General features: G+C 50.5%; 30 protein-coding genes. 19 read left to right on the plus strand and 11 right to left on the minus strand.

Annotated elements, in window-relative coordinates; all coding sequences use genetic code 11:
* Positions 1-51: 51 nt before the first annotated feature.
* Positions 52-423 (minus strand): hypothetical protein, encoded by a 372-nt coding sequence (locus MKZ24_RS15930; protein WP_042237833.1) that lies wholly within the window; start codon positions 421-423, stop codon positions 52-54.
* 269 nt (positions 424-692) lie between these two features.
* Between MKZ24_RS15930 and MKZ24_RS15935 the strand changes: the two genes are divergently transcribed.
* Together MKZ24_RS15935 and MKZ24_RS15940 are read left to right on the plus strand one after the other, a co-directional pair.
* Positions 693-1,352, plus strand: coding sequence for a helix-turn-helix domain-containing protein (locus tag MKZ24_RS15935; RefSeq protein ID WP_042237829.1), 660 nt, complete (start codon positions 693-695; stop codon positions 1,350-1,352).
* A gap of 119 nt (positions 1,353-1,471) precedes the next feature.
* The gene (locus tag MKZ24_RS15940; protein WP_039300408.1) at positions 1,472-1,780 is read left to right on the plus strand and encodes a hypothetical protein; all 309 of its coding nucleotides are present in this window, start codon (positions 1,472-1,474) and stop codon (positions 1,778-1,780) included.
* Between the two features lie 108 nt (positions 1,781-1,888).
* Here the strand turns inward: MKZ24_RS15940 and MKZ24_RS15945 are convergent, their stop codons facing one another.
* The 5 genes from MKZ24_RS15945 to MKZ24_RS15970 all read right to left on the minus strand — a co-directional run bounded on the left by MKZ24_RS15945 (position 1,889) and on the right by MKZ24_RS15970 (position 6,805).
* Positions 1,889-4,516 carry a bifunctional 2',3'-cyclic-nucleotide 2'-phosphodiesterase/3'-nucleotidase gene (locus MKZ24_RS15945; protein WP_042237826.1) on the minus strand — a complete coding sequence of 876 codons (2,628 nt, stop codon included), beginning with the start codon at positions 4,514-4,516 and terminating at the stop codon, positions 1,889-1,891.
* A 191-nt stretch (positions 4,517-4,707) separates the two neighbouring features.
* Complete coding sequence (sda, locus tag MKZ24_RS15950; protein WP_042237823.1) at positions 4,708-4,887, minus strand: sporulation histidine kinase inhibitor Sda; 180 nt, start codon at positions 4,885-4,887, stop codon at positions 4,708-4,710.
* 265 nt (positions 4,888-5,152) lie between these two features.
* Positions 5,153-5,491 (minus strand): LytTR family DNA-binding domain-containing protein, encoded by a 339-nt coding sequence (locus MKZ24_RS15955; protein WP_042237821.1) that lies wholly within the window; start codon positions 5,489-5,491, stop codon positions 5,153-5,155.
* 143 nt (positions 5,492-5,634) lie between these two features.
* Positions 5,635-6,153, minus strand: a complete 519-nt coding sequence (locus MKZ24_RS15965) for an accessory gene regulator ArgB-like protein (protein WP_197072954.1) — start codon at positions 6,151-6,153, stop codon at positions 5,635-5,637.
* On the minus strand, positions 6,134-6,805 hold the full coding sequence (locus MKZ24_RS15970) for a hypothetical protein (protein ID WP_042237819.1): 672 nt from the start codon (positions 6,803-6,805) through the stop codon (positions 6,134-6,136). The genes MKZ24_RS15965 and MKZ24_RS15970 overlap by 20 nt, the downstream gene beginning before the upstream one ends.
* A gap of 130 nt (positions 6,806-6,935) precedes the next feature.
* On the opposite strand from MKZ24_RS15970, the gene MKZ24_RS15975 reads away from it, so the two are divergent.
* Positions 6,936-7,454, plus strand: coding sequence for a DinB family protein (locus MKZ24_RS15975; RefSeq protein ID WP_340784485.1), 519 nt, complete (start codon positions 6,936-6,938; stop codon positions 7,452-7,454).
* Positions 7,455-7,469: 15 nt separating this feature from the next.
* A complete protein-coding gene (locus MKZ24_RS15980; RefSeq protein WP_042237815.1) occupies positions 7,470-7,724 on the plus strand; it encodes a hypothetical protein in 255 nt (84 codons plus the stop codon).
* A gap of 119 nt (positions 7,725-7,843) precedes the next feature.
* Here the strand turns inward: MKZ24_RS15980 and MKZ24_RS15985 are convergent, their stop codons facing one another.
* The gene (locus tag MKZ24_RS15985) at positions 7,844-8,413 is read right to left on the minus strand and encodes a thymidine kinase (RefSeq protein ID WP_039300387.1); all 570 of its coding nucleotides are present in this window, start codon (positions 8,411-8,413) and stop codon (positions 7,844-7,846) included.
* 156 nt (positions 8,414-8,569) lie between these two features.
* On the opposite strand from MKZ24_RS15985, the gene MKZ24_RS15990 reads away from it, so the two are divergent.
* Genes MKZ24_RS15990 through MKZ24_RS16000 form a run of 3 tightly spaced genes read left to right on the plus strand, consistent with a single transcriptional unit; the run spans position 8,570 to position 12,428 of the window.
* Positions 8,570-8,803 (plus strand): hypothetical protein, encoded by a 234-nt coding sequence (locus tag MKZ24_RS15990; protein ID WP_156123253.1) that lies wholly within the window; start codon positions 8,570-8,572, stop codon positions 8,801-8,803.
* Positions 8,804-8,821: 18 nt separating this feature from the next.
* On the plus strand, positions 8,822-10,600 hold the full coding sequence (locus tag MKZ24_RS15995) for an ABC transporter ATP-binding protein (protein ID WP_042237812.1): 1,779 nt from the start codon (positions 8,822-8,824) through the stop codon (positions 10,598-10,600).
* The gene (locus MKZ24_RS16000) at positions 10,581-12,428 is read left to right on the plus strand and encodes an ABC transporter ATP-binding protein (protein WP_042237810.1); all 1,848 of its coding nucleotides are present in this window, start codon (positions 10,581-10,583) and stop codon (positions 12,426-12,428) included. Before MKZ24_RS15995 ends, MKZ24_RS16000 begins: the two co-directional genes overlap by 20 nt.
* Before the next feature lie 466 nt (positions 12,429-12,894).
* Here MKZ24_RS16000 and MKZ24_RS16005 read toward each other — a convergent pair whose 3' ends face one another.
* A complete protein-coding gene (locus MKZ24_RS16005) occupies positions 12,895-13,200 on the minus strand; it encodes a DUF2627 domain-containing protein (RefSeq protein WP_042237807.1) in 306 nt (101 codons plus the stop codon).
* 167 nt (positions 13,201-13,367) lie between these two features.
* Between MKZ24_RS16005 and lpdA the strand changes: the two genes are divergently transcribed.
* The 5 genes from lpdA (at position 13,368) to lipB (ending at position 19,556) form a co-directional block, all read left to right on the plus strand.
* Positions 13,368-14,789, plus strand: coding sequence for a dihydrolipoyl dehydrogenase (gene lpdA, locus MKZ24_RS16010; protein ID WP_340784493.1), 1,422 nt, complete (start codon positions 13,368-13,370; stop codon positions 14,787-14,789).
* A gap of 269 nt (positions 14,790-15,058) precedes the next feature.
* Positions 15,059-16,090, plus strand: coding sequence for a thiamine pyrophosphate-dependent dehydrogenase E1 component subunit alpha (locus MKZ24_RS16015; RefSeq protein ID WP_042237805.1), 1,032 nt, complete (start codon positions 15,059-15,061; stop codon positions 16,088-16,090).
* A gap of 3 nt (positions 16,091-16,093) precedes the next feature.
* Positions 16,094-17,080 (plus strand): alpha-ketoacid dehydrogenase subunit beta, encoded by a 987-nt coding sequence (locus MKZ24_RS16020; protein WP_042237803.1) that lies wholly within the window; start codon positions 16,094-16,096, stop codon positions 17,078-17,080.
* Positions 17,081-17,350: 270 nt separating this feature from the next.
* On the plus strand, positions 17,351-18,781 hold the full coding sequence (locus tag MKZ24_RS16025; protein ID WP_042237801.1) for a dihydrolipoamide acetyltransferase family protein: 1,431 nt from the start codon (positions 17,351-17,353) through the stop codon (positions 18,779-18,781).
* A gap of 73 nt (positions 18,782-18,854) precedes the next feature.
* Entirely contained in the window at positions 18,855-19,556 is a 702-nt protein-coding gene (gene lipB, locus MKZ24_RS16030; RefSeq protein ID WP_197073128.1) for a lipoyl(octanoyl) transferase LipB, read from the plus strand.
* Positions 19,557-19,629: 73 nt separating this feature from the next.
* On the opposite strand, the gene prli42 is transcribed toward lipB, so the two are convergent.
* Positions 19,630-19,731, minus strand: coding sequence for a stressosome-associated protein Prli42 (gene prli42, locus MKZ24_RS16035; RefSeq protein WP_099052488.1), 102 nt, complete (start codon positions 19,729-19,731; stop codon positions 19,630-19,632).
* 97 nt (positions 19,732-19,828) lie between these two features.
* Between prli42 and MKZ24_RS16040 the strand changes: the two genes are divergently transcribed.
* Complete coding sequence (locus MKZ24_RS16040) at positions 19,829-20,956, plus strand: M20/M25/M40 family metallo-hydrolase (protein ID WP_042237795.1); 1,128 nt, start codon at positions 19,829-19,831, stop codon at positions 20,954-20,956.
* Between the two features lie 154 nt (positions 20,957-21,110).
* Here the strand turns inward: MKZ24_RS16040 and MKZ24_RS16045 are convergent, their stop codons facing one another.
* Positions 21,111-21,284, minus strand: coding sequence for a hypothetical protein (locus tag MKZ24_RS16045; protein ID WP_160311813.1), 174 nt, complete (start codon positions 21,282-21,284; stop codon positions 21,111-21,113).
* 77 nt (positions 21,285-21,361) lie between these two features.
* Here MKZ24_RS16045 and MKZ24_RS16050 point away from each other — a divergent pair, with 77 nt between their 5' ends.
* The 3 genes from MKZ24_RS16050 to spoIIM all read left to right on the plus strand — a co-directional run bounded on the left by MKZ24_RS16050 (position 21,362) and on the right by spoIIM (position 23,828).
* Entirely contained in the window at positions 21,362-21,934 is a 573-nt protein-coding gene (locus tag MKZ24_RS16050) for an NUDIX hydrolase (RefSeq protein ID WP_042138703.1), read from the plus strand.
* Positions 21,925-23,121, plus strand: coding sequence for an endonuclease Q family protein (locus tag MKZ24_RS16055; protein ID WP_340784505.1), 1,197 nt, complete (start codon positions 21,925-21,927; stop codon positions 23,119-23,121). Before MKZ24_RS16050 ends, MKZ24_RS16055 begins: the two co-directional genes overlap by 10 nt.
* Before the next feature lie 71 nt (positions 23,122-23,192).
* A complete protein-coding gene (gene spoIIM / locus MKZ24_RS16060) occupies positions 23,193-23,828 on the plus strand; it encodes a stage II sporulation protein M (protein ID WP_340784508.1) in 636 nt (211 codons plus the stop codon).
* 138 nt (positions 23,829-23,966) lie between these two features.
* Here spoIIM and MKZ24_RS16065 read toward each other — a convergent pair whose 3' ends face one another.
* Positions 23,967-24,203 carry a hypothetical protein gene (locus tag MKZ24_RS16065; RefSeq protein WP_156123251.1) on the minus strand — a complete coding sequence of 79 codons (237 nt, stop codon included), beginning with the start codon at positions 24,201-24,203 and terminating at the stop codon, positions 23,967-23,969.
* 612 nt (positions 24,204-24,815) lie between these two features.
* Between MKZ24_RS16065 and fur the strand changes: the two genes are divergently transcribed.
* The 3 genes from fur (at position 24,816) to xerD (ending at position 26,757) form a co-directional block, all read left to right on the plus strand.
* Positions 24,816-25,283 carry a ferric iron uptake transcriptional regulator gene (gene fur, locus MKZ24_RS16070; RefSeq protein WP_042237788.1) on the plus strand — a complete coding sequence of 156 codons (468 nt, stop codon included), beginning with the start codon at positions 24,816-24,818 and terminating at the stop codon, positions 25,281-25,283.
* A gap of 201 nt (positions 25,284-25,484) precedes the next feature.
* The gene (locus MKZ24_RS16075; protein WP_042237787.1) at positions 25,485-25,718 is read left to right on the plus strand and encodes a DUF4227 family protein; all 234 of its coding nucleotides are present in this window, start codon (positions 25,485-25,487) and stop codon (positions 25,716-25,718) included.
* Positions 25,719-25,863: 145 nt separating this feature from the next.
* Positions 25,864-26,757 carry a site-specific tyrosine recombinase XerD gene (xerD, locus tag MKZ24_RS16080; RefSeq protein ID WP_042237785.1) on the plus strand — a complete coding sequence of 298 codons (894 nt, stop codon included), beginning with the start codon at positions 25,864-25,866 and terminating at the stop codon, positions 26,755-26,757.
* Positions 26,758-26,855: the final 98 nt, after the last annotated feature.

Consider the following 26,855-nt stretch of genomic DNA (forward strand, 5'->3'; position numbering starts at 1 on the left):
AAAAGGTGATCCCCAACTCAACCGGTTAGGAATCACCTTTTGTATGTTTTTTTAGTTAATCGTCTGGTTAGACAAGCCGTTCAGGTAAGCATCTGCTTCTTCATAGGTCGGGTAGTGGACAGCGAATTTGCCGAACAATCGCTTCATCTGCATTTTCCATACCGGGGAATCTGCAACGTAGACCCAGCCGCCAACACCTGAGGCAATCGCCAGGTCGCCCGTCGGAGCAAGCAAAGCTGCTACTTCCGGAGACAGTACAGTAGGGGAACCCGTTACATCGGTTACGCCGGTGAATCCCGGTTTCAGTTTCTTCAGAGCACTCTCGAAATCGGCTATGTATGCAGGCACATCACCTTCGGTGAGGCCATAGGCTCTAACAATCACCTGATTTTTCGCTACATTTACTTCCATGGTGTAAGACATAATAATTCCCCCAGTAGTGATTTTGATTATACATTAGTCTTTATCGGATAATAATGCAGTGTATTTGAGAGAATAAGGAAATCAAATCAGATCCGTTCACAGTTATGGGAATTACCTCCATTTAAAGCGGATTTAGCCTTAAGTTTAGCTGCCCTTGAGTGCTAATGTTGGATTTTTTATTGATTCTGCCTAAAGAATTTACACAAACAATTGTTATAATGAAACACAAATTGTTATCTTGTGTTATGATATAGGTAGAGGTGGCTCCTATGAACGATTTCGATAACTATCCCGATGAGCTGGGGAATTTCATCCGGCACTTCCGCAAAGCTCGAGGTTTGACCTTACGAGGGCTTGAAGAGAAGAGCGGCATCAGCTATTCACAGCTTAGCAAGATTGAACGGGGAGAGAGTATTCCGCTTAAAGATAACCTGGACAAGATCATTGAGGCGCTCGGAGGGGATCTTAAGAACCGGATGTATCATTTGGCAGATTACATGCCTGACATTGAATACATTAAGACTCTCAAGCAGGGCTACAAGCTGCCGCAGCATAATCAGTCCCAGGATTACATCTATGAAACGGCGTTTAACAAGCTGAAGGAGTTCCGGGCTAAGGAAGACAAAGAAACGTCATATGTTTCGTTTGATTCTGACGAAGTTATCGTTTATGAAACGGAATATGGGGCAGGAATGGTAATAGAGAAGATCGAGAAATACAACCTGACCGACGTCCTGAACGATATATTCGAGGGAAGTCTGGATAGCCTCCGCAAACAGCCCCGCAAAGGGCGTCAGGCCTATTTGTTCGGAGAGTGGCTCCGCGAATGCATCTATGAACTGAAGGAAGAAGAGCAGGATCAGGTTATCCAGTCATTGAAGGAATTCACTCAGTTCAAAGTCCAGCAGATCAAGGGCGTGTATAAGTGAAGAAGGACCTAGCTCAGCTTGTTGTCAAAAATGAATAATGTTGCCCTTTCTTGCAGCCATCTATTCATCTTGATCCATAAACAACTACAAATGGTTAGACAGAAAAGGGGATACGAATCATGAGAATCAATATGAAGTTTACCAGCAAAGGTAAAGCTGCAATCGAGAATTTCAATAACGATGAGCTGTTGGAGATCTTTGCAAGATACATCAAAACACTTACTAAGAAATACGATATTGAAGTGGATGTGCCTCTTGAAGTGAACCAGAATATCGTAGGCGACGGTACGATCATCGCCCTGGCGCAGAATGTGAAATGCGATGTGGATACTTTCTTCAAAGAGCTGGGCCGTGATATCAAGGTTCCACTGAAGAAGAGACTCGGCGGCAAGCTGGAGAATGTCTTCAAGACAGAATTCATCGAGTAGTCCCTTGTGTACTAACATAAAAAGCCATCCCCGCACGTATGTGGAGGATGGCTTTTTTGCGTCTGTGCATACTGTTCAGTATAGCCTTTCAGCGCTCACAGCTGAGGGTTACTCTACAGAAGCAGACAGCAGGCTGGAGATTACTTTGGCGGCTTCAGCGCGTGTGGCAGTAGCCTTAGGGGCGAAGCTGCCGTCTGTGCGTCCAGCGATAATCTTCTTATCGACAGCGACGGCTACAGCGGATGTTGCCCAAGCGCTGATGGAAGCCGAATCGCTGAAGCTGACTGCTGTGGAGGCAGTCAAGATTTTACCGGCACGAAGATCCAGCCCCTGCTTCACCATAACCGCCATCTGTTCACGGGTGATGGATGCATTAGGTGCGAAGGTATCGGCGGTTAGACCGCTTACCAGCTTGTTCTCATGAGCTGCTGCAACGGCACCTGCATACCAGGCGGATGCGGGTACATCTTTAAAGGCTGGAGATACGTTGACTTGTAGCTTCAAGGCTTTGGTCAGCAAGCTGGCGAATTCTGCGCGGGTTACCAGGCCGTTCGGATCAAAAGTATCGGCTGTTTTGCCGGAAATGATCTTATCCGCAGTGAGGCTATTGATGTAACCAGCCGCCCAGTGTGACACGGGAACATCCTTGAATACTGCAACGGCAGGCTGTTGCGTAACCGGATCGGCAGCGGGTAGAGATGGCGTTACAGCCTTGCTCACGTCCAGTGTGAAGACACCAAAGCCCTTCTCATCCACTTGACCTGTATAGGCAATGTTATCCGTCGATTTGGCATAGGCCTCTGCTTTGGGAGATGAGGTGAAGGTGACCTTCACATTCCCGGAGATTGGTGCAATCGACCAGTTGTTGTCGGCGGACGGATTAATGGTCTTGCTGGCCGTGATATAATCCATCAGGATCTGGCGGTTCTCATCCGGTGAGTCGATGATGTATTTGCTGCCTTTGACACCAGGGAAGTTACCGCCGCCGCTTGCACGGTAGTTGTTGGTTGCCATGATGAAATCCTGATTCGGATCAATCGTTTTGCCGTTATACTGCAGATTGATAATCCTGGTGGAGGAGGCGTCATTCACGGTACCATCCGGTTTGTACTTGGCTGGTTTGGTAACATCGACCTGATAAGTTACACCATCAATTACGTCGAAGTTATAGACGGCGAAGGAGGAATTAAGCAGTTCCTGCGCATTTGTAGCGGACGGATCGATCTGATTGAATTTGCCCGCAGACATTTCCAGCCATTCCTTGACCACAGAACCCTTCACGAGAATCGCCTTCAGCGTATTGTCGTACAGGTACAGGTCACCTGCGCTCTTAATGGCCAGTGGACCCTGAGCAATATCAGTATATTCTTCCGGGCCGTTACGTCCGGCCTTAAATGGAGCACCGACGGACAGAACCGGGATACCTGCATATTGCGGAAGATTAACTTTGATGTAATTCTCTACATACTGTTTCTGCGCAGTGGTAACGATCTGTACGGATGGATCATCCTGAACCAGTCCGAAGTAGCTGTAGATCGGAGCGGTCGTAGTGCCAATTGGACTGTTCGCATAGGCTATCGTTGCTTCATGATCGGCCTGCACGGCATCCACAATGGCCTGATCCACGTCTACCGTAGATTTTTTGGCAACGGCATCATAGATGGCTTTGGTGGAGGATTGCGATGAAGTGACCTTCCACTTGCCATCTGTTTTTTCCAGAGTCAGATCGATCAGGCCCAGATTACTGCCGCCGTAGCCGGCCTGTACTGCCGGGACACCGTTGATGGTTCCTTTGGCATTGTCGACACCAGGCAATACTTTGCCGGAGGCATCCTTGAAGAGGACATCCAGCGACTTCTCATCTGCTGCGGGGAATACTTTATGCGTATGAGAGAAGGTGATCGCATCAATACCGGCAACCTTACTCAGCGGGAAAATAGCATCCTCTGCCTTCACATAAGCTTCGGCACTGCCGTTAAACCCGGAATGGGTCATGGCCATAATCAGATCTGCACCGGCTGCGCGCATCTGTGGAATGAATTTCTCAGCTGTAGCTACGATATCCTTGGTAATGATTTTGCCTTCCAGATTGCTCTTGTCCCATTCGGTAATCTGCGGAGTGACAAGGCCGAGCACCCCAATCTTCAGCGTCTGCATATTGCCGGCTTCATCCTTATAGGATTTGGTAATGATCTGATAAGGGCTGTATTTGTTAACATCGTTGTCCGGATTGCTGTCTTTGTCAGCTACATATACATTGGCGTTAATATAAGGGAAATTGGCGCCTTTGATCGCCAGATCCAGGTATTCCAGACCATAGTTGAATTCATGATTGCCGAAGGTGGCCACATCGTACCCCATCAGGTTCATTGCTTTGTACACAGGGTGAATCTCGGTGCCTTTAATCGGGTTCACAAGCGCTTTGTATGTGCCCAGAGGTGTACCCTGGATCAGGTCGCCGTTGTCTACCAGCAACGTATTGCCAACCTCTTGGCGGGCTGCTTTCACTAGATTAGCTGTGCGGGCCAGTCCGACGGTCAGAGACGCAGCGCTCTTATAATAGTCATACGGGAGCAGGTTGGTGTGGATATCTGTAGTCTCCATAATGCGCAGCTCCATGGTAGAGTCAGCCGGCGTAGCTGCCGCGAACATTCCACTGAATGGCAATACAGACAAAGTAATTACGAGTGAAGATAGAACAGTTTTGTGCAATAAGTGCTGGAAATTGTACCTCATGCAATCTTTCATCCCTTCTATTGTCAAGTTAGATAACAAACACAAAGAATAGTATATAGGAAAGATATTAAAATTAAAATTAAAAATTCAAAAAAATTTATCTCAAAATGACAAAAAAGTATATTGCCCGGCAGGCCGGGTCAATATACCAATAAGTAGGATGGCTGTATAGGAGGGCTTGAAAATATGGATCAGGCATCATAATGATCTGAGCCTAACAGATTTCGGCCAGAAAGGACATTCCTGATGATTTCGATAAAATCGACTGAAGCTTTGGCTTCAAGCGCCAATTCATAGATGTTAATTAATTGTTCGTCAGACAATAGCTCAAGTGATGAGGGGCGCGGAGAAGGATGAAAATAATATTCCATTACATTCCTCCATCTGTAGTTGAGAGTGCCAGCAAATAAGTGAATTGTTTTAAGTCATTACGAATCTATCAAAATGGTACCATTTGGAAGCTGATCCGTCTGCTGTCATTCGCCCTCTGAATTCATCTTTACAAAAGATGGGTAATATGGGATAATAATTGGCTTTGGTTCGAACACTTTGTATCTACATTTGTAGTTGGAATATAAATAATCCCGGAACCTGTAAAGTTCCGGGATTATTTATATACTGAATCACAGGCGGAGACTAGGACTCAGACATATTAGATTGGCGAGCATTCAAATATTTCTTGATCCGGGACTCGTTGGACTCCGAAACATGAGCGAATTGTTCTCCTTGATTAAATAAAACGACTTTGCGTTCAATGTCATAGTTTTCAATATTGCTAAGACAAACAACATTGCTGCGGTCCAGACGTTCAAATCCATTATCCTTGTAAGCAGACAACAGATCGGAAAGGGTGGTGGGGAGAACGAATTCGCCTTCTTTCGTATGGACGAATATTGTATTCTTATAGTTAGAGAAATACAATATTTCTTCTTCCTGAATATCCCGGGAAGAGCCGTCGTTTAGTAGAACACGCATGTTGTCCCCATCCTTGTTCGGTTACTTACGTAATTCTTGTGGAGCTTCTGGACTGTGGAATCCTAGCTTCATAACAGCTGCAAAAAAGCGGGCAGATACGTTAAGGGCAGAAGAAGCATGTTTTGCGACCTGTCTTTTCATGATTAGCACCTCCTTTTCCAAGGAATTATTGTAACTGACTGGACTAAAAATGCCAGTCCGATGACGGAGGAAGCCATAAAAAAATTTGAACAAACCATAATAACTGAAATTAATTTTAGTGAAGGGAACCATTTTACTGGGATGTGGGTGTTTTTATCTGGATTTGGTGCAAATAGAAGCATTAGAATTAAGGAAAGACCTGTTACGTACCAAAGAGTGGTACCTGTAAGCTGAAATAAATAGGGGGTCATAGAGCAAATTAAGATCGTCACAATATTGCATGCTGTTGCTGATTTGAGATGAACACCTCCTGAAAAAATACGAAGTGATGAAAGACTTAAATAGAATATTAGGGTCTCTATGAAATTGTTTAATACTAAGCCAATAGACATGGTAACAATAAAAGTTAAGAGGGTATTCAAAATAATACTTAATGAATACTGCATAACTTCAACAGATACTGTTTCTTCAGGGTTAGTTTTCTTTATAGCAAGTGAAATTTTAAGAGCCAAACTGTTCAAAATCATCACCCCGATTTTTTTTGTCCGATTGGTACAGGTATCCAAATAAAAGTAGAGCATAAATTAAAGGTATAATAAAGAAAAATCTGAATAGATGTTCTGCGAAAAATAGCATTAGCATAGCAAATATGATCGAAGGAATTGTTAGAATAAACATCATTTTCTCGCGTTTTCCGATAGTGATTTTTTCATCAGGTTTATCCGGTATAAAGTCAAATCCTTTTCTTTTTTTACCCACGTAATTAGCAATAATAAAGGTAATTGTTGCGGTGAGGATTTGCAATAAATAGATTCCTGTAGAAATCGTTGGATATTTAAGCCCGTACAACCCTGTATAATCAATGATTAAATATAGAAGGGACTGTATTAACAAATAGGATTGGTAAGCAATCGCTGTCATTATAAATGCATAAAATATATGAATGCGAAAAAGTAACCATAAAAAGCAAATAATAAGAGTGTATTGTACTAGAACATCTAGTTCTGCGAGTTGGTAATCGTAGCGGAGGACATAAGAAAAAAACGCCATAATAATACCCGCAAAGATAATCTCTTTAGAATAAAGATCAATCTTGAATAATTTGAATCCAAGATAGAACAATGCAGAGCTTTCTAATACGGATAGAATTATAAAGAGCACAAAATCCAGCATGCCTACACTCCCAAACACCAAAGTAGCTATTCTTGGTGATATTATACATAATAGGATAAAATGCAACAACAGGTTTTGACACTTTCCGGCAAATATTTCTTAAAAAATGTATTTTGAGAGGAGTTTTACCATGATTGAGCGTCCAGAGCAGGGAGAATACACCGAATTCCAGTCTAGGTATATTACACTGGTGCCGCCAGAGGGAGATTTGAAGGTCATTCTAAAAGAGCAGACTCAGCATGTATTGGCTTTGCTTGGCGGGCTGACGGAGCAGCAGGGTGAATACCGCTACGCCCCAGGGAAGTGGAGCATCAAAGAAGTCATCGGGCATCTGACGGATAATGACCGCATTATGTCCTACCGTCTGCTTTGTTTTGCCAGAGGAGAGCAGGCAATGCTGCCTGGGTATGAGGAGAATGATTACGCCGCTGCTGGCGAATTCGACCGCTTCACCCTGCAGGAGATGATCACGCATTACCGGATCGTCCGGGAGTCCACCCTGGCGCTGCTGGATAGTCTGCCGGAGGATTCCTATACACGTAAGGGAAGCTTCGGTGGTATAGCCATGTCGGTTCGGGCGCAGGCCTGTCTGATTATCGGACATGAGCTGCATCATCTGCGGGTCCTTCATGAACGTTACTTGAACTAAAGGAGGGGAATGCCTGTGAGCTTGCTCAGAAGCATCTGGCATTTCTTCATTCCGAGAGAACGCACATTAGTATATACCACTTTTGACCAGGGACAATATTTTAAGGTTAAAGGTCTTCTGACGGCGGCAGGAGTACGGCACCGCTCCAGGATTAACGGCGGAATGAAAGCAACCACCCAGCGTGCTAATTATGGAGGAAAGGCTACGGTTCAGCATGACCTGTATGTCCGTAAGGAAGATGAGCACAGGGCGCTGACGGCCATTCATTAGAATAAAACACTAAAAACGCATTTCAGCCTAACAATGGCTGGAATGCGTTTTGGTGTTTTCTATCTATAAAATGAGTAAAGGAAATAACAAAAGGCTAAATAATAGAAATATATTCTTTTTTACAATGGAGGATTCTTGTGGCATTTGCGGCAGACCGGGTAATAGGCTTCATTGCCGCCGATCTGAATCTGTTTGCCGCTATATACAGGCTTGCCGTCTTCGACCCGCAGTGCCATGGTGGCTTTCCGGGCGCAGAACCAGCAGATGGTCTTCATTTCCTCAATCTTGTCGGCGTAGATCAGCATGTACTTGCTGCCTTCGAACAGATTGTTCTGGAAATCATTTTTGAGGCCGAAGGCCATGACCGGAATGCCGAGCTCATCGACAATGCGCACGAGCTGGAGAATGCAGTCCTTAGTCAGGAACTGGCACTCATCTATCAACACACAGTGGGGTTTCGGCAGATTACTGCTGACAATGCTGTAGATATCCGTATTCTCGTCGATAGGGATGGCCTGCTTGCGCAGTCCGATCCGGGAAGAAATGTAACCGACTTCGTCCCGGTCGTCAAGGGATGGAGTGAAGATCAGTACCGACTTGCCCTGCTCCTCGTAATTATGTGCAACCTTGAGAATCTCAATGGATTTGCCGCTATTCATTGCCCCATACTTGAAAAACAACTGTGCCACGTCCATCTATCCTTTCGCTGTTCAGCTTGGTTAATATTATCCGAAAAATGCGACCTTATTAGAGTATCATATTCGGGGCCGGGGTAGCCAGTGAAAGATTGCTCCAGCGGGGATGTGATATAATGAACGCAATTATGTCTTCAGCAGGAGAATCCTGTGAACAGAAAGGAAGTTGCCCTAGTGACAGAGAAATTGGAGCAATACAAGGAACGGCTGAACCTACTTCAGGAGAAGGGGGAACTAAGCCCTGAGTCGGAGGCTTTACTGGTCGAAATGCTGGCAGAATTGACGGAGCTTAACCGCAGTAATAAGGCACTGCGCCGGGTGATCCTGAAATCGGGACAAGGCACAGCGATGTCTACCCGTCTTCGGGATGCGCTCTACGAATAAATAAATGGGGTATAACCGATGAAGCTAACCTTCTCTTATCTTAAAAAATACCGTGTCGCAGCCATTGCCGCGCTGGTAATGATGCTGATCGAGCTGGCAGTAGAGCTGTCGCAGCCATTGCTGATCTCCAAAATCATTGATGAAGGCATCCGGGAAAAAGATACAGCAGTAGTCTGGCTGTGGGGCGGTGTGCTTGTGGGAAGCGCAGCAGTGGCGTTTCTTGCCGGAGTGCTCAGCTCCTTTTTTGCCTCGCATGCCAGCCAGGGGTTCGCGTTCGACCTGCGGGACAAGCTGTATGAGAAGGTGCAATCCTTCTCTTATGAGATCTTCAGCCGCTTCCCTACTTCGTCGCTGATTACACGGCTTACCGGTGATGTGTCTCAGCTGCAGGATACGATATTCATGGGTCTGCGGTTCATGACCCGTATCCCGCTGGTAGTGGTGGGCAGTGTAATTATGGCGCTCGTGGTGCATGTCAGGCTGGGGCTGCTGCTTACGGTGACGCTGCCGTTTTTGGTGATATTCCTCCTATGGCTGATGCGCAGAGCCTCTGTTCTGTTCCGCAATGTGCAGAACCGGCTGGATGATGTCAATGGTGTTATTCAGGAGAACCTTACCGGTATCCGTCTGATTCGTGTATTTGTGCGCATGGGTCATGAGATTGGCCGGTTTGCCTCGTTCAGCGGGAAGCTGATGCAATCGACCGTTGCCGCACTGCGGCTGACAGAGACCTCGACACCGTTCATTATGATCATCGTGAATGCTGGGATTCTAGCTGTATTATGGTTTGGCCGGATTGAGATTTCTTCGGGAGATGCAACGCTCGGGCAGACCGTTGCAGTCATTAACTACTCCCTGCGCACCATGGGTGCACTGTCTGCGCTGTCTTGGATCATGGTAAGCTTCTCGCGTGCCAGAGCTTCTTCCGTGCGCATCGATGAAGTAATGTCGGCCAGTGAAGGTCCGGGAGAATTGGGGATGGCGCCTTTGAAGGGGATGGGGCCAGCCCAAACGGGCTCTCTGCATCAGAATCAGGTGCGAGCCATTAAGGGGAAGGTCGAGTTCCGGAAGGTCGGGTTCAGTTATCCCGGAAGTGAAATTAAGGTGCTGGAGGACATTTCCTTCACCGTGCTGCCGGGGGAGCGCGTGGCAATTATGGGCGCGACCGGCTCCGGTAAATCCTCTCTGGTTACGCTGATCCCCCGTCTGTATGAATGTGGCAGCGGTGTCATCAGGATTGACGGGATGAAGACTATGGAGATGGACATACAGGCATTGCGGGGGGCGATTGGTTATGTACCGCAGGAAGTGCTGCTGTTCACCGGCTCGATCCGTGAGAATATTGCCTGGGGGAACGCGCAGGCGAGTCAGGCGGACATTGAACAGGCGGCAGCAGCCGCACAGATTCATGAGACTGTTGCTGAACTGCCCCAGGGCTACGACACTAAGCTCGGACAACGCGGAGTTAATCTGTCCGGCGGACAGAAGCAGCGTCTGACCATCGCGCGGGCGCTGGTACGCAAACCGGCGATTCTGATTCTGGATGACAGCACCAGTGCGCTTGATGCGGTGACGGAGGGGCTTTTACTGGCGGAACTGAAGAAGATGTCCTGCACAACGTTCCTCATCACCCAGAAGATCAGTTCCACTGTGTCGGCCGATCTGATTCTGCTGCTGGATGAAGGACGATTGATTGCCCAGGGGACGCATACAGAACTGATGGATGAGTCCCCGTTGTACCGCAAAATCTATCAGTCACAGACAGGGGAGGCGCAGCATGTTCAAAGCACTCATTGAGCCGTTCCGCCATCCGAAGCTGGAGGTCGGACTGGGAGAAGGGAAGATCTTCGGGGCGATGGGCGCCCGGAAACCGAAGGCCAAAGCTAAGAACTGGTCCGGTACGCTTGGACGGATATGGAGTTATCTTGCGGAGCGCAGGGCTAAGCTGGTATTGGTACTGTTTATGGTTCTGCTCAGCTCAGGGCTGTCCCTGCTTGGACCATACCTGATCAGCCGGGCGGTGGACCGCTATCTTGAAGGGGACGGGGGCAGGACCTGGGTAATTTTTCTAATCATACTGGCGCTTGTCTATCTGCTTAATTCTCTGATCTCCTGGCTGCAGAATATCTGGATGATCGAGATTGCCCAGGAGACCGTATACCGGATGCGTACGGAGCTGTTCTCTCATCTGCACCGTCTGCCGATCTCCTTCTTCAACCGCAGGCAGCAGGGGGAGATTATGAGCCGGCTAACCAATGATATTGAGAATATCAGCTCGACGCTGAACAGCTCGGCGATTCAGATTTTCTCCAGTATCCTGACACTGGTGGGCACAGTGGGCGTGATGCTGTGGCTCAGTCCCTTGCTGACGCTGCTGACCTTCATTGTTGTGCCGTTGATGATGCTGGGTATGCGCTGGATTACCCGGCGGACAGGCCCGCTGTTCAAGGAGCGGCAGCGCAATATGGGCGAGCTGAACGGCTATATAGAAGAAACCTTGTCGGGGCAGCGGATTATCAAAGCCTTCTCGCAGGAGGAGCGGGTCATTACCGGCTTCAGAGAGCGCAATATGCGGATTATGCTGTCGGGGTATTGGGCCCAGTCCATCTCAGGCTTCATCCCCAAGCTGATGAATGGTCTGAACAACCTAAGCTTTGCAATCGTTGCCGGAGTCGGGGGGCTGCTCGCCATCCGCGGACTCGTAACAGTAGGGATAATTATTGCTTTTGCCGAATATGCACGTCAATTCACACGCCCGCTGAATGATCTGGCGAACCAGTGGAACACGCTTCTATCGGCAATTGCCGGAGCAGAGCGGGTATTCGAAGTACTCGATGAAGAAACCGAAGCCAAGGATGAGGGGGCAGCGGTAAAGCTGCAGCATGTGGAGGGCGCGGTGAAGTTCTCAGGCGTGTCATTCTCCTATGATGGAGGTGCAGCTACGCTGCAGGATATTTCTTTTGAAGCTAAGCCCGGAGAGATGATTGCGCTGGTTGGACCTACTGGAGCCGGCAAAACCACCCTAATCGGCCTGCTGTCCCGCTTCTACGATCCGAGTAAAGGAAGTATTACGCTGGACGGAAGAGAGCTCTCCACGATTACCCGGGAAAGTCTGCGCAGCCATATGGCCTTCGTATTGCAGGATTCCTTTCTGTTCAAAGGTACGATCCGCGATAATATCCGTTACGGAAGACTGGACGCATCCGACGAAGAGGTTGAGGAGGCTGCTAAGCTTGCCAACGCCCACGCCTTCATTATGAGGCTGCAGGGCGGTTATGACCGGATGTTGTCCGTAGACGGCAGCGGCATCAGCCAGGGGCAGAAGCAGCTGCTTGCTATTGCCCGGGCAATTCTCGCGAATCCCTCTATGCTGGTGCTGGATGAAGCTACGAGCAGTATTGATACGGTGACCGAGATCAAGATTCAGGAAGGCCTTCAGGCGCTGATGAAAGGGCGGACAAGCTTCGTGATCGCCCACAGGCTGGGCACGATCCGGGCTGCTGACCGCATACTGGTGCTCCAGGGCGGGCGCCTGATTCAGCAGGGTTCTCATGAGGAGCTATTGCGGCAGGGCGGTCTCTATAGCGAACTGGTACAGGGGAGCAAGGGGGCTGCAGCGCAGTAAGTTGCTGCAGGCAAGGATGGGATTGGGAAGATCCATTGCTGAAATAGGCGGTGCAGAGATCGGGCGAATTTAATGAAATCCTGCAAAATACAACATTCCCCTCTTCCTACCGGCCTAAAACCAAAATTGTTGTAGAAAATGCAGGAGTTCACCATATTTAAGCGGCTTAGCCGGATTATTGTTGTATTTCATACAACAATCTATCTGAACACCTGGATATCTGGGTATCAAAGTTGCAAGACGTACAACATTGTTGTCTACAGCGGCCGAATAGAAAATGCTTCCTAAGCCGGCAATGAATCAAGTATAAGAGGTTGTCGTATTCCGGGTGCGGATCAGAATTTTCTCCAGCTCAAGCTACATTGCATTTGATTTCAGAACATTCGAACTGCAAAAGGGGATGCCTCAGCAGCCATTTCAATCCTGGCTTGGGACATCCCCTGCTTATTAGTGTTATTGATTATTGTTAGGGTGTGGCATTGGTGGGTGGGGGCTGCTGCGCTTTCTGTTTCTCTCTGAACCGAGGTCCTACGTAGTTCTTCTTGCGGTCCCGGGTCAGAATCCAGCCGCCCAGAAAGCTCATTCCGGCCAGAAATAAGAGCAATCCGCCGCCAAAATGCGACCAGGCGAAATCCGGAGTGACGGAGTCGTCGCCATGCATGGAGATAAAGTTGAAAATATCATCTTTCATCATCAGGAAGCCCTTCATGGCCAGAAGGCCGGGGATCACCAGGATAAGGATGGCAATGAAGCGTGAAATGAGCAGTTTCATAATCGTCCCTCCTCTTCGCAGCCGTTTGAATTCACCCCTATGATAACGCTTCAATTAGTAAAAGTCCATGGATACATGACGTTTATAAGTTTTGTAATAGAATCAAAAGAGAGTACAATATAATAGGTTAAACTGAACTTTAGAGGAATGACTGGAGGATACATATCATGACAATTACCTGCGATGTGGCAATACTTGGTGGAGGTACCGGCGGTTATGTGGCGGCGATCCGCGCCGCGCAGCTCGGCAAATCCGTCGTCGTCATCGAAATGGACAAGCTGGGCGGAACCTGCCTGCACCGCGGCTGTATTCCCAGCAAATCACTGCTGCGCAGTGCCGAGGTATTTGCTGAAATCAAGGAGAGCGAAAGCTACGGTATAGAGACAACTGGCGTAGAGCTGGTGTTTCCCAAAGTGCAGCTGCGCAAGGAAGCGGTAGTGGAGCAGCTCCATCAGGGAGTGCAGTATCTGATGCGTAAGAATAAAATTCAGATTCTCAAAGGCAAAGGCCGGATCATCGGTCCGTCTATCTTCTCTCCGCGCAGCGGTGCAGTTGCCGTGGAGATGGAGGATGGCGAGATGGAGACGGTGGTCTCCACCAATCTCATCATTGCTACCGGATCACGTCCACGTATACTGCCTGGCCTTACGCCTGACGGCAAGGTGATACTGAGCAGTGAAGAAGCGCTGACGCTCGAAGAGCTTCCGGCTTCTATCATCATTGTCGGCGGCGGGGTTATCGGCGTGGAATGGGCCTCGATGCTGGCTGATTTCGGTGTGCAGGTAACTATTGTCGAGGCCGCCGGCCAGTTGCTGCCGCAGGAAGATGAAGAGATCGCCCGTGAACTGCTGCGTCTGCTTAAGAAACGCGGTGTCAAAGTGTTGACGGGGACTACCGTGGATGCGGAGACATGTACGCTATCGGAGTCCGGAATTACGATAGAAGCCCGCAAGGGTGAGCAGAGTCAGAGCCTGTCGGCGGAGAAGCTGCTGGTATCCGTAGGGCGAGTAGCGAATATCGAGAATATCGGCCTGGAAAATACAGATATCCGCTTCGACAAAGGTGTCATCGGAGTGAATGCCAGCATGCAGACGGGGGAGCCTCATATCTACGCTATTGGCGACTGCATCGGCGGACTGCAGCTGGCACATGCGGCCAGCCATGAAGGCATCCGTGCTGTGAATCACCTGGCGGGCGAAACGCTCCATCCGTATGAAGCACATCTTGTTCCCCGCTGTGTCTATACGCGGCCGGAGGTGGCAAGTGTCGGTTATACCGAGAAGGAAGCGAAGGCGCTGGGACATGAGACTGTAACCGGCAAATTCCCGTTCTCGGCTATCGGCAAAGCGATTGTCTACGGCATGAAGGACGGCTTCGTAAAAGTGGTCGCCGACTCGAAGAGCGGGGATATCCTCGGCGTGCAGATGATTGGCCCGCATGTGACGGACCTGATCGGTGAAGCGGCATTGGCACAGATTCTGGATGCAACACCCTGGGAGGTTGGAGAGGCGGTCCATGCCCATCCGACACTCTCGGAGATCATCGGGGAAGCGATGCTGGCGGTGGATGGAAGAGCAATTGGATTCTAAGATACGTTGAAGGGGCTAAAGTGAATGCCGGACGGAGCTGAGGGCGCTTGATTCGCCTAAACAGCTCCATAGCGGTATTTCTTGGCTTTTCTTTTTGTATGGAAAGGGATTATAATGAACATAGATTGAATTTAGTACCTGGTTTTAAGATCAGGGCATATACTTTGTTGAGTCATACTTAGCAAAGCTAGCGAACGCTTCCGGAGCCGGGTTGTACGACCTGAATTCAGGAAGTTATGCTTACAAAACTTTTAGGAGGTACCTCTTATATGGAATCCCAAGGTACTGTAGAAACCGTTAACCGACATAAACAGCTTGGACTCAGCGACGGCCAGGTTATCGATATGTACAGATTCATGCAGCTCGGGCGCAAATACGATGAGCGCAGTCTGCTGCTTCAGCGCGCAGGCAAGATCAACTTCCATGTGTCCGGCATCGGACAGGAATCGGCACAGGTCGCGGCGGCTTTTGCGCTGGACCGGGAGAATGATTATTTCCTTCCGTATTACCGTGATTATGCGTTCGTGCTGTCGGTAGGAATGACCACGCGTGAGCTGATGCTGTCCGTATTCGCCAAGGCGGAAGATCCCAATAGCGGCGGCCGGCAAATGCCGGGCCACTTCGGAAGCAAACGCCTGCGCATCGTAACTGGATCAAGTCCGGTTACGACCCAGGTTCCGCATGCTGTAGGCTTCGCGCTGGCGGCCAAGATGCAGAAGAAAAAGTTCGTTTCCTTTGTTACGTTCGGTGAAGGCTCCAGTAACCAGGGTGATTTTCATGAAGCGTGTAACTTCGCCGGTGTGAATAAGCTGCCGGTCATCATTTTCTGCCAGAACAACCAGTATGCGATCTCCATTCCGGCCCACAAGCAGCTTGGAGGCAAGGTAAGTGACCGCGCCCTCGGCTATGGATTCCCGGGTGTCCGGGTGGATGGCAATGATCCGCTTGAGGTCTACCGTGTGGTCAAAGAGGCGAGGGAGCGTGCGCTCGCCGGAGAAGGACCCACCCTGATTGAAGCGATGATGTACCGCCTGTCCCCGCATTCCACCTCGGACAATGATCTGGCTTACCGGACCAAGGAAGAGGTTGACGAGAACTGGAAAAAGGACGGTATCGCCGCGTTCCGCACATACCTGACCGGACTGGGTCTGTGGAGTGACGAGCAGGAGCGTGATCTGGTTGCCGAATATAATCTTGAATTGAAAGAGGCCATAACCTACGCCGAAAATGCACCGTTCCCGAAACCGGAAGATACGCTGCTGCATGTGTACGATGAATCCGGCCTCAAGGGAGGAGCATAAACAATGGCGATGATGGAATATATCGATGCAATCCGGCTGGCAATGAAGGAAGAGATGGAGCGCGATGATTCGGTGTTCGTGCTGGGTGAGGACGTCGGCGTGAAGGGCGGCGTGTTCACGACCACCAAAGGACTGCAGGAGCAGTTCGGTGCAGAGCGTGTGCTTGACACTCCGCTTGCAGAGTCAGCCATTGCCGGTGTTGCGATCGGCGCAGCAATGTACGGCATGAAGCCGATTGCCGAAATGCAGTACTCGGATTTCATGCTGCCGGCTACGAACCAGATTATCAGCGAGGCGGCCAAAATCCGCTACCGCTCCAATAACGACTGGAATTGTCCGGTAGTGATCCGCGCGCCTATCGGCGGCGGGATCTTCGGCGGATTATACCACTCCCAGTGTCCGGAATCGATCTTCTTCGGGACTCCGGGACTGAAGATTGTAGCCCCGTATTCAGCCGCAGATGCCAAGGGACTGCTGAAGGCTGCTGTCCGTGACCCTGATCCGGTGCTGTTCTTCGAGAACAAGAAATGCTACAAGCTGATCAAGGAAGATGTGCCGGAGGGCGACTATATTGTGCCGATCGGTGAAGCGAATCTGCTGCGTGAAGGCAGCGATATTACGGTGATCGGGTATAGCCTGCCGCTGCATTTTGCGATGCAGGCAGCGGAAGAGCTGGAACGCGAGCAGGGCATCACCGCGCATATTCTGGATCTGCGCACCCTGCAGCCGCTGGACCGCGAGGCGATTATTGCCGCTGTCCGCCAGACCGGCAAGGTGCTGATTGTCCACGAGGACAACAAGACCGGAGGCATTGGCGGGGAAGTGGCAGCGATTATCGCTGAGCACTGCCTGTTTGATCTGGATGCGCCAATCTTCCGCCTGTGCGGACCTGATGTGCCGGCGATGCCCATCTCTCCGCCGATGGAGAAGTTCTTTATGCTGAGCAAGGACAAATTAAAGGTGGAGATGCTGCGTTTGGCGCAGTACTAACATATCGGAACAACAGATGGATATTTAAGCTCACCCAGTATGTACATTGGGTATGAATGTTGCAATTATTGCAGTTTAGATTCGAAATTAGCGGTGGGTTGGGCAGATTGCTGTATGAAATACAACAATTTGCACGCTTCTCGGCTTGGATAAAGAGAAATGCTGCCTTTTGTACAACTTTTTTGATTTTTGACCGATATGCTTCCGAAGCCAGTTTTGTCGAAGCTAACTCAGGAAGTAAATGCTTACAAAATTTTAAGGAGTGACATTATGTCTGACAATACAAAGCTGACGGATGTAATCATGCCGCAGCTGGCAGAATCGCTGGTATCGGCAACGATCGGGAAATGGCTGAAGCAGCCGGGCGATACGATCGAGCAATATGAGCCAATCTGTGAGCTGATTACGGATAAGGTAAATGCTGAGCTGCCGGCTACCGTAGACGGTACGCTGGTGGAGCTGCTCGCCGAAGAAGGCCAGACGGTCAGCGTCGGCGAGATCATCGCGCGCATCGCAGTAGCCGGTGCAGCAGCCCCTGCGGCATCCGCTGCGGCCCCGTCACAGGCAGCTGCCGCTGCGGGAACTGCCAATGCCGCAACCCCGGCGGCACCCGGCGCAGCGCCGCAGCCTGCCCACGCCTCCTTCCGGCAGTCTGTGCCGGCTGCGGCTTTTGACGCGGATGCTCCGATGCGTTCCCGTTACTCTCCGGCTGTGCAGACGCTGGCCGCCGAGCACGGCATCAACCTTGCGGCCGTGCCGGGCACCGGCCTGGGCGGACGCATCACACGCAAGGATGTGCTCGCGTTCCTGGAGAGCGGTGCAGCTGCGGCTCAGCCAGCAACTACAGCCCCAACTGCTGCTGCTCCTGCGCCGCAGCAGCCTGTATTCCAGCCTATTCAGGAAGAAGTGCGCGAAGAGCTTCAGCATTTGCGTCACTCCGGCCTGCACTTAAGCGAGTCGCCGAAGATTCCGACGATCGAAGTGGAAGGCGGGCGGGGCAGCAGCTCGGAATACCTGATCGACGTTACGCCGATCCGTAATACGATCGCTACCCGTATGCGGCAGAGCGTCTCGGAGATTCCGCATGCCTGGACGATGATTGAGGTGGATGTGACCAATCTTGTCGTGCTGCGCAACAAGCTTAAGGATGAATTCAAGCGCAAAGAGGGCATTAACCTGACCTATCTGGCTTTTCTGATGAAGGCAGTTGTCAGTGCAATCAAGGATTACCCGATCATGAACTCGGTCTGGGCCGTTGACAAAATCATCGTTAAACGCGATATCAATATCTCGCTTGCCGTAGGCACGGAGGATTCCGTAATGACACCGGTCATCAAAAAGGCCGACCAGAAGAACGTTGCCGGCTTGGCCCGCGAGATCGACGAACTGGCGCTGAAGACCCGTGAAGGCAAGCTGCGGCTGGAAGATATGCAGGGCGGCACGTTCACGGTTAACAACACCGGCTCGTTCGGCTCGATTCTGTCCTATCCGATCATTAACTATCCGCAGGCGGCGATTCTAACCTTTGAATCTATCGTGAAAAAACCAGTGGTCATCAATGATATGATCGCCGTCCGCTCGATGGCCAATATCTGCCTGTCTCTGGATCACCGGATTCTGGATGGAGTCATCAGCGGGCGTTTCCTGCAGCGTGTGAAGGATAATGTGGAAGGTTATACGCCGGACACCAAGCTGTACTAATGCTTTAAGGCAACTGCGGAACCCTGTGACAGGGAGAATATGAAGCAAAGGGGACCTTATGACCATGGACAACCTGAACTTAAGCAAACTGGAAGTTTCCTATCTCCCGCTGATGGAATACGGCGCGGCCTGGGAGCTGCAAAAGGAAGCGGTGCAGGGGATTGACGCAGGCATAGCTTCCGAGCGGCTGATCCTTCTGCAGCATCCGCCAACCTATACCATCGGTTCACAGAATCATCCGGAGCATCTGCTCCTTAGCGTGGAACAGCTTAGGAAACAAGGGATTGCGCTGTTTGAAATCGACCGCGGAGGAGATATTACATATCACGGGCCGGGCCAGCTTGTAGGTTATCCTCTCCTGAAGCTTGGCGAAGACGGCAAGGTCGATCTGCACGGATATCTGCGCAGGCTGGAGGCCGTTATTATTGCCTTTCTGGCTTCACACGGGATATCAGGAACCCGCAAGCAGGGATATACGGGCGTGTGGGTCGGCGATGAGAAAATTTGTGCGATCGGCGTCAAATTCAACAAGAGTAAATTCCGCAGAGGTTTTATTACCAGCCACGGCTTCGCCTTCAACATCTCAGCCGGAATCAGCCAAAGCGGCTTCTCGGGAATCATCCCCTGCGGCATCGCTGAGTATGGGGTCACTTCACTTGAGGAATGCACCGGGCGCTCCTTTGGCCTGGAGAGCGTTGCTTCCGAGCTGGTGCCTTATTTCTTGCAGCAGTTTCCGTATGAAGCGGTTGCCGGGGCTGCAAGTGCTGCAGAATAAGGAATGCTGAATCCAGGCAACGTCAAACAGCGCCCGGAGAATCCGGACGCTGTTATTCAAGTACTAAACGTGACTAACCGGCCATAAACGGCTCGATGACAAAGAGCACCGTAGAGGCGATCATAGCGATTAGCATAATGTAGATAATGATGCGGAACCATTTTTTCTGTTGCATGAGTGACTCCTTTGAGATTAGTTTAAGTTAAGAACGTAGGCGTTAGACAACGCAGTACAACCATTGTAACGTATCCGCGAAAGAGAGGGAAGTCCAAGTGATATCACAAGACCGGTTGATTAATGAATTCATGGAGCTTGTCCGTATTGATAGTGAGACCAGAAATGAACGGCCGATTGCCGATGTACTTAAGGAAAAATTCAGCAATCTGGGACTGACAGCTGTTGAAGATGATTCCCAGGAGAGAACGGGACACGGGGCGGGCAATCTGTTCGTAACCTGGCCTGGGGACAGTGGCGTGAGCGCGCCTAAGCTGCTCTTCACCTGCCACATGGATACAGTGGTTCCCGGGCAGAATATTAAGCCTTCCCTTGGGGAAGACGGCTGGATTACCAGCGATGGCAGTACAATTCTCGGAGCGGATGACAAAGCGGGACTTGCCGCATTGTTCGAAGCGATCCGGGTGATTCAGGAGCAGAAGCTTCCGCACGGGCAGATTCAGTTTGTCATTACGGCAGGCGAAGAGTCCGGGCTGATGGGCGCACGCGCAATGGACCCGGCGCATCTGGATGCCGATCTTGGCTTCGCGCTTGATTCCAATGGTGAAGTAGGAGCGATCGCCATTGCTGCGCCGACACAGGCGCGCGTAACGATGCAGATCTTCGGCAAATCCGCTCATGCCGGAGTTAATCCGGAGGATGGAATCAGTGCGATTCAAGTGGCGAGCAAAGCGATTTCGGCGATGAAGCTTGGACGGATCGATAATGAAACGACAGCGAATATCGGCAAATTTGCCGGCGGCGGCCCGACCAATGTGGTCTGCGACCATGTGCAGCTGGATGCGGAAGCCCGCAGTATTGTGCAGGAGAAGGTAGAACTGCAGATTGCCTCTATGCGTGAAGCCTTGGAGACAACCGCACGTGACAACGGCGCACAGAGTGAATTCCGCAGCGAAATCATTTATCCGGCGTTCAGCTTTAATGAACATGATCCGGTGGTACAGCTGGCAGACCGCGCGATTACTTCACTGGGACTGACTACCCGGCTGTTCGCTTCCGGAGGCGGCAGTGATGCCAATGTGTTCAATGGCCTGAAGGTTCCTACTGTGAATCTGGCTGTCGGCTATGAGGATATCCACACAACGAAGGAAAGGATCAAAGCCGAAGATATTGTCAAAGTAGCCAGCCTGGTTGTTGCCATTGTGGCTGAGAGCCAAAAGGGCTGATATCAAAAACTGCGCAGATGCCTGCCGGTATTGAGGCCGGCTGCGCTTAAATGTAACAAGAAGGAGCTGTTCCGGAATTCACCGGGAGACAGCTCCTTCTTGTTACTAGGTGAAGCTAATCTTCCTCACGGATATCCGGAAGAACGAAGCGGCATTATCCTGCCTTGGAAGCTGTGATCCGCGTTTCCGCCTGGAGCAGCAGGATGTAGGATAGGGGCATATCACGCCCGTACTGCTTCATCCATCCGGCCATTACAGCCTTGATCTGCTCCGGTTTACCTACCATTGTAACTGCGGATGAGCTTGCTCGGACAAGACAATCATTCATGCCTGCATTCCTTCTTTCCTTTTAAGTTTGCTATAATACACCCTATGCATAACCATGCCAAAGGAGACCACAAATCTATGAAAAACGATGAAATCAACCGCAACCCCGCATTGGATGAAGAAACATTGTCGACGAAGCCGATCTTTACTGGCAACATTATTTCGCTGCAGGTGGACACGGTGAAGCTGCCTGACGGCAATACAGCAACCCGTGAGGTGGTGAAGCATCCGGGGGCCGTAGCTGTACTGGCACTGAATAACGGTAAAATGCTTGTAGTGGAACAGTACCGCCAGCCGATGCACCGTACTGAAGTGGAGATACCTGCAGGCAAGCTGGACAAAGGCGAGGATCCGCTGGCGGCTGCGGGCCGTGAGCTTCAGGAGGAGACCGGATTCCACAGCGGCGGGCTGAAGCTGTTGAAGTCGTTCTACACCTCTCCCGGCTTCGCCGATGAGATCATTCACCTCTATGTGACAGAAGATGCCCAGCCGGGTGAGATGGCGCTGGATGAGGATGAATTCCTGGAGGTTTCCGAGCTGACGCTGGAGGAAGCGTACCAGTATATCGCGGATGGACGTATTGCGGATGCCAAGACCATGATGGCTGTCTACGCCTGGCATCTGTATACGCTGACGGGACAATGGCACTAGAGTCCACGCTGCAGAGCGTTTACTGCGACCTGCATGTGCATATCGGGCGGACTTCAGAGGGACAGGCGGTCAAAATCAGCGGCAGCCGCGAGCTCACCTTCGCCGGGATTGCCAAAGAGGCGGCGGAGCGCAAGGGGATCGGTCTGATCGGCATCATCGACAGCCACTCCCCGGGGGTGCTGCGGGATATTCATGCGGCGCTGGATTCCGGCGAGATGACGATAGCAGAAGGCGGCGGAATTGCCTACAGGGGGACTACGATCATCCTGGGAACCGAGATTGAGATCCGTGAGCCCGGGCGAAAAGAGTGCCATGTCCTGGCCTTCATGCCGGACCTTGGGACCATGGAAGAGTTCAGCAGCTGGATGAGCGCCCATATGCGGAACGTGAATCTAAGCTCCCAGCGCCTGTATGCACCCTCCCGGGTGCTGCAGGACGAGATTACCGGACGGGGAGGATTGCTGATTCCGGCACATATTTTCACTCCGCACAAAGGGCTATATGGCTGTGCAGCGGAGCGGATGGTTGAATTATTCGACCTGGAACGGATTGCTGCGGTGGAGCTTGGACTCAGTGCGGATTCGGAAATGGCCGGATATATTTCAGAGCTTGACCCATACAGCTTCCTGACCAATTCTGACGCTCATTCCCTGGGCAAAATCGGCCGTGAGTATAATGTGATTGAGATGCAGCAGCCCTCTTTCCATGAGCTGGAGCTGGCGCTGAAACGCTCGGAGGGACGCCGGATCAGTGCCAACTTCGGGCTGAACCCCAAGCTGGGGAAATACCACCGCACATATTGCGGCGGCTGCGGCAGCATTATCGATGAGGCGTACGCGACTTCAGAGCACTGTCCGTATTGCGGCAGCCCGAAGCTCGTACAGGGTGTGCTGGACCGTATTCTCGATATTGCCGACCGTGAGCAGCCGCTGGTTCCGGAGTACCGTCCGCCGTACCATTACCAGGTGCCTCTGGAGTTTATTCCGGGACTTGGCAAGCGCAAGCTGAATGACCTGCTGCTGGCGTTTGGCACAGAAATGAATATACTGCACAAGGCGGGTGAAGCCGAGCTTGCGGCTGTAGCCGGACAAGAGCTTGCAGAGCTGATCGTACTGGCCCGTACCGGCAGGCTTGCGCTCTCTTCAGGAGGCGGAGGAACGTACGGCAAGGTCATTAAGGGGAAGTAACCAAGGACAAGTCATAGAGCGGGACATTCCTTCATATGGTGTAACATGTGACCGGAAAGGAGAATGTCCTGATGCGCAGTTTAAGGCTGATGATGAAGGAACAGACGCCTCTTTATATTTTTGTCGCGGTATTATTCCTGGTCGGGGTCGTATTTGGAGCGCTCATTGTCAGTGCGTTAACGCTGGATCAGCAGCAGGAGCTGGGGGATTATTTGGGCAATTTCTTCATGACCGTGGATCAACAGGGACTGCCTGCCGCGCAGGATTCGTATTGGGGGATTGCCGCATTCAATCTGAAGTGGGTCGGACTGATCTGGATCCTCGGCTTGTCGGTTATCGGACTTCCGGGGATTCTAATTCTGGATTTCCTCAAAGGCGTGCTGATCGGCTTCACCGTCGGCTGTCTGGTCAGCCAGTATTCCTGGCATGGCATGCTGTTTGCCCTGGTTTCTGTAGCCCCGCATAATCTGGTGCTGATTCCGGTACTGCTTGTATGCAGCGCGGCAGCGATCGCCTTCTCCCTGCTGATGATCCGCAGCCGGGTGCTGGGACAACAGCGGCGTACCAAGGTGACCCGGCCTTTTGTAATGTACACCCTGCTGTCACTCGGCATGGCCCTGCTGGTTATGGGAATCTCCGGATTTGAGGCTTGGGTGACCCCGGTGATGATGAGATGGGTGACGCCGATGCTGGTAAGTATTAATTGAATATAGTAGTGTTTTTCAAAATGATCAAATGGATGCAACAAAAAACCTTCAAAACAAGGTCTCCCACTGCAATAAAAGAAACAAGAAAACCAGCAGTACAGGATATCCCATACTGCTGGTTTAATTCGTATACTCTTATTAATCAGAGTAAGCTGTAACGGTAAAGCTTTCGGGTCCGATCCGGACCGGTCCGAGGGTCGTTGTGCTAACAAATGCTGAATAGATCAATTGATTATTCTCAGGAGCAGGGACATTGAAATCAGAACCTATGACCGTGATGGGCAGCACCTGTTCATTCGTATTGGATGGCAGAGACACTTCGAGTGCGGAATAGATGATAGAATCGTTCGTAGTGGTTCCTCTAACGATGATCACGAAGATTCCAGTTGGAGGAGTACCGGCAGGTAGTAAGATAGATACGGTAGTGAAAAACTCTACCCTGATATTCCCTGTGGGTATCACAATGTTCAATCCGACTTGTCCGTATAATTGGGGGGATAGTATAGCTGGGAAAGGAACGCCAAGAGAAGAGGCAAAGCTTGCATTTTGTGATGTGCGAGAATCTAGTAAAAGAGTCATAAAGCACCTCCTTTCTGTTTATTCAATAGCATATGCAGATCCTCACACGAATTTCTCATAGATCGTCCTTTCTATAAAAAAGGCGTTTTGATGGAAAGGCATGTTTACGTTGATTTATGTGATCCTAAGTTTAAGTTCAAATAGAGCTCTTGAAAGGCAGACACTGTTTATAGGTGATTGTTATTGTTTTTCGGATTTGATCCCAATAATTTTTGGATATATTACGAATCCGCCTTAAGGGGCTACTTTTTAAAGAGGGGATTCACATAGGTATTAATGTCATACCAATTAAGCCTATTTAAGTCTGCATACATCCTAAAACCGTTTGACTTCTCAAACTAACTCCCCCTATAATGGAAGAAGTGGCTTGAAGCCCGGTGCGGTAATTTTCCAAGGGGGAGGCAGACAATGGAAGCCCGGATAGACAAGATTAAGCAACAACTACAATCCCAAGGATACAAGCTTACACCTCAACGGGAAGCGACCTTAAGAGTTCTCCTGGAGAACGAGGATGATCATTTAAGCGCTGAAGATGTATTCATGCTGGTGAAAGAAAAGGCTCCGGAGATCGGTCTCGCCACCGTATATCGTACCCTGGAACTGCTCAGCGAGCTTCATGTCGTGGAGAAGATTAATTTCGGAGACGGTGTTGCCCGTTATGATCTGCGGACGGATACAGCGAAACATCATCATCATCATCTGATTTGTGTACAATGCGGAACCATGGATGAGATTCGTGAGGATTGGCTGGGCCCGCTGGAAGAGCGTCTTGAGAAGGATTATAATTTTACGGTGCTTGATCATAGACTTGATTTTCACGGAATTTGCCACCGCTGCAAGGATAAGAATAATGCAGACGGCAATACTCCCGAATAAGCTTATATAGAGCATGAACTCTTATACAAATGAGGAATTACCGCACAAGCTCTCCCCGGCTGAATGGCCGGAGGGGGCTTTTTAACTGATTATTCAAAGAGCAATACATAACACCGCCCTCCGGCGCATAAAGTGAAGGACGAGTTCTGCAAAGTAGAATAGTGAAGCAGATGCTGCCATAACTTTTAGGAGGTTATCCGGATGATTGTCTCCATTCCCAAAACCGTACGCCGGCTGTATTTCATGACCTTACTCGTTGCGATCAGCTGTGTGCTGTATTATGTCCTAAGCTGGATTAGTGCCTGGATCAGCCCCGCTCAGAATTATGATATTCCGGAGGGCACAGCCATCCGGGCATTTCATGATGTGAAGCAAAGCGATGATGGGCTGAGCGCAGGTCAGCGCCTGCGGTTCTACTATTGGTACGGGGAGTGAGTGCTCCGCCGGTTGCAGGAAAAAGCTAGAAGCCTGTCGAATGAATCTAGAGCATGTAAGGGACGCCCCGCGTTCTGACTGCTGCCGGACCCCAACCGCTGCAGAGTGGCATGAAGCAGCCTGAGTATGACAGGAGCGTGAATAGATGAAGTCACACTTGCAGCCGTTTATGCAGTATTTGTCCGGGGACAAGGGATTGTCTCCTAGTACGCTGGAATCCTATGGACGGGATATTTCACAGTTTCTGGAGTTTACCGAAGAACGTGGCACGGCTGCGATGGAAGAAATCAAAAGATCACATATTATGCTTTACCTCGGCGCTCTGCGCGGAGCGGGCAAGGCAACGGCAACAGTCAACCGGAATACGGTATCGCTGCGCGCCTATTTTCATTTTTTACTGAAAGAACGGCTGATCGGGCAAGACCCGACAGTGGATATGGAAACGATTAAACCGAGTAAGAAACCGCCGATGATTCTTAGTATTGAAGATATTGAACGCCTGCTGGCCGTCCCTGATGAATCTGCTCCACAGGGGATGCGCGATAAGGCGATGCTTGAGCTGCTCTATGCAACGGGTATCCGTGTTACGGAGCTAATCTCGCTGAATGTGGAGGACGTGAACACCGGGCTGAAGTTCGTCCGCTGCAGCGGCGCTTCCGGCAAGGAAAGAGTGGTGCCGCTGGGTACGCTTGCTGCGGATTGCGTGGCCCGTTATACCGCCGGAATGCGGGACAAGCTGCTCCGGGTGAACCAGGAGGAGCCGGCACTGTTCCTTAACAGTCTGGGCGGGCGGCTGACCCGTCAGGGATTTTGGAAAATAATCAAGAAATATGCGCGTGAAGCCGACATCCAGCAGGACATCACACCGCATACCCTGCGGCATTCCTTCGCCGCTCATCTGCTGGAAGGCGGGGCAGACCTGCGCTCTGTGCAGCAGATGCTGGGCCATTCCGATATTTCGACCACTCAGATTTATAGCGGAATCGCCCGCAAGAATATGAAGGAAGTCTATGAGAATCACCATCCCCGGGCGAGGTAGCCACACTGTATTACGCTGGTGTAACCAGAGATAGAACGGGTAATGGGTTGGATTAGCCCGAAAAGATGCTTTTTGTGAGTAAGAAAGTTATGATGGAA

Origin of the sequence: Paenibacillus sp. FSL R7-0297 (assembly GCF_038009025.1) — a bacterium.
Classification (GTDB): domain Bacteria; phylum Bacillota; class Bacilli; order Paenibacillales; family Paenibacillaceae; genus Paenibacillus_AQ.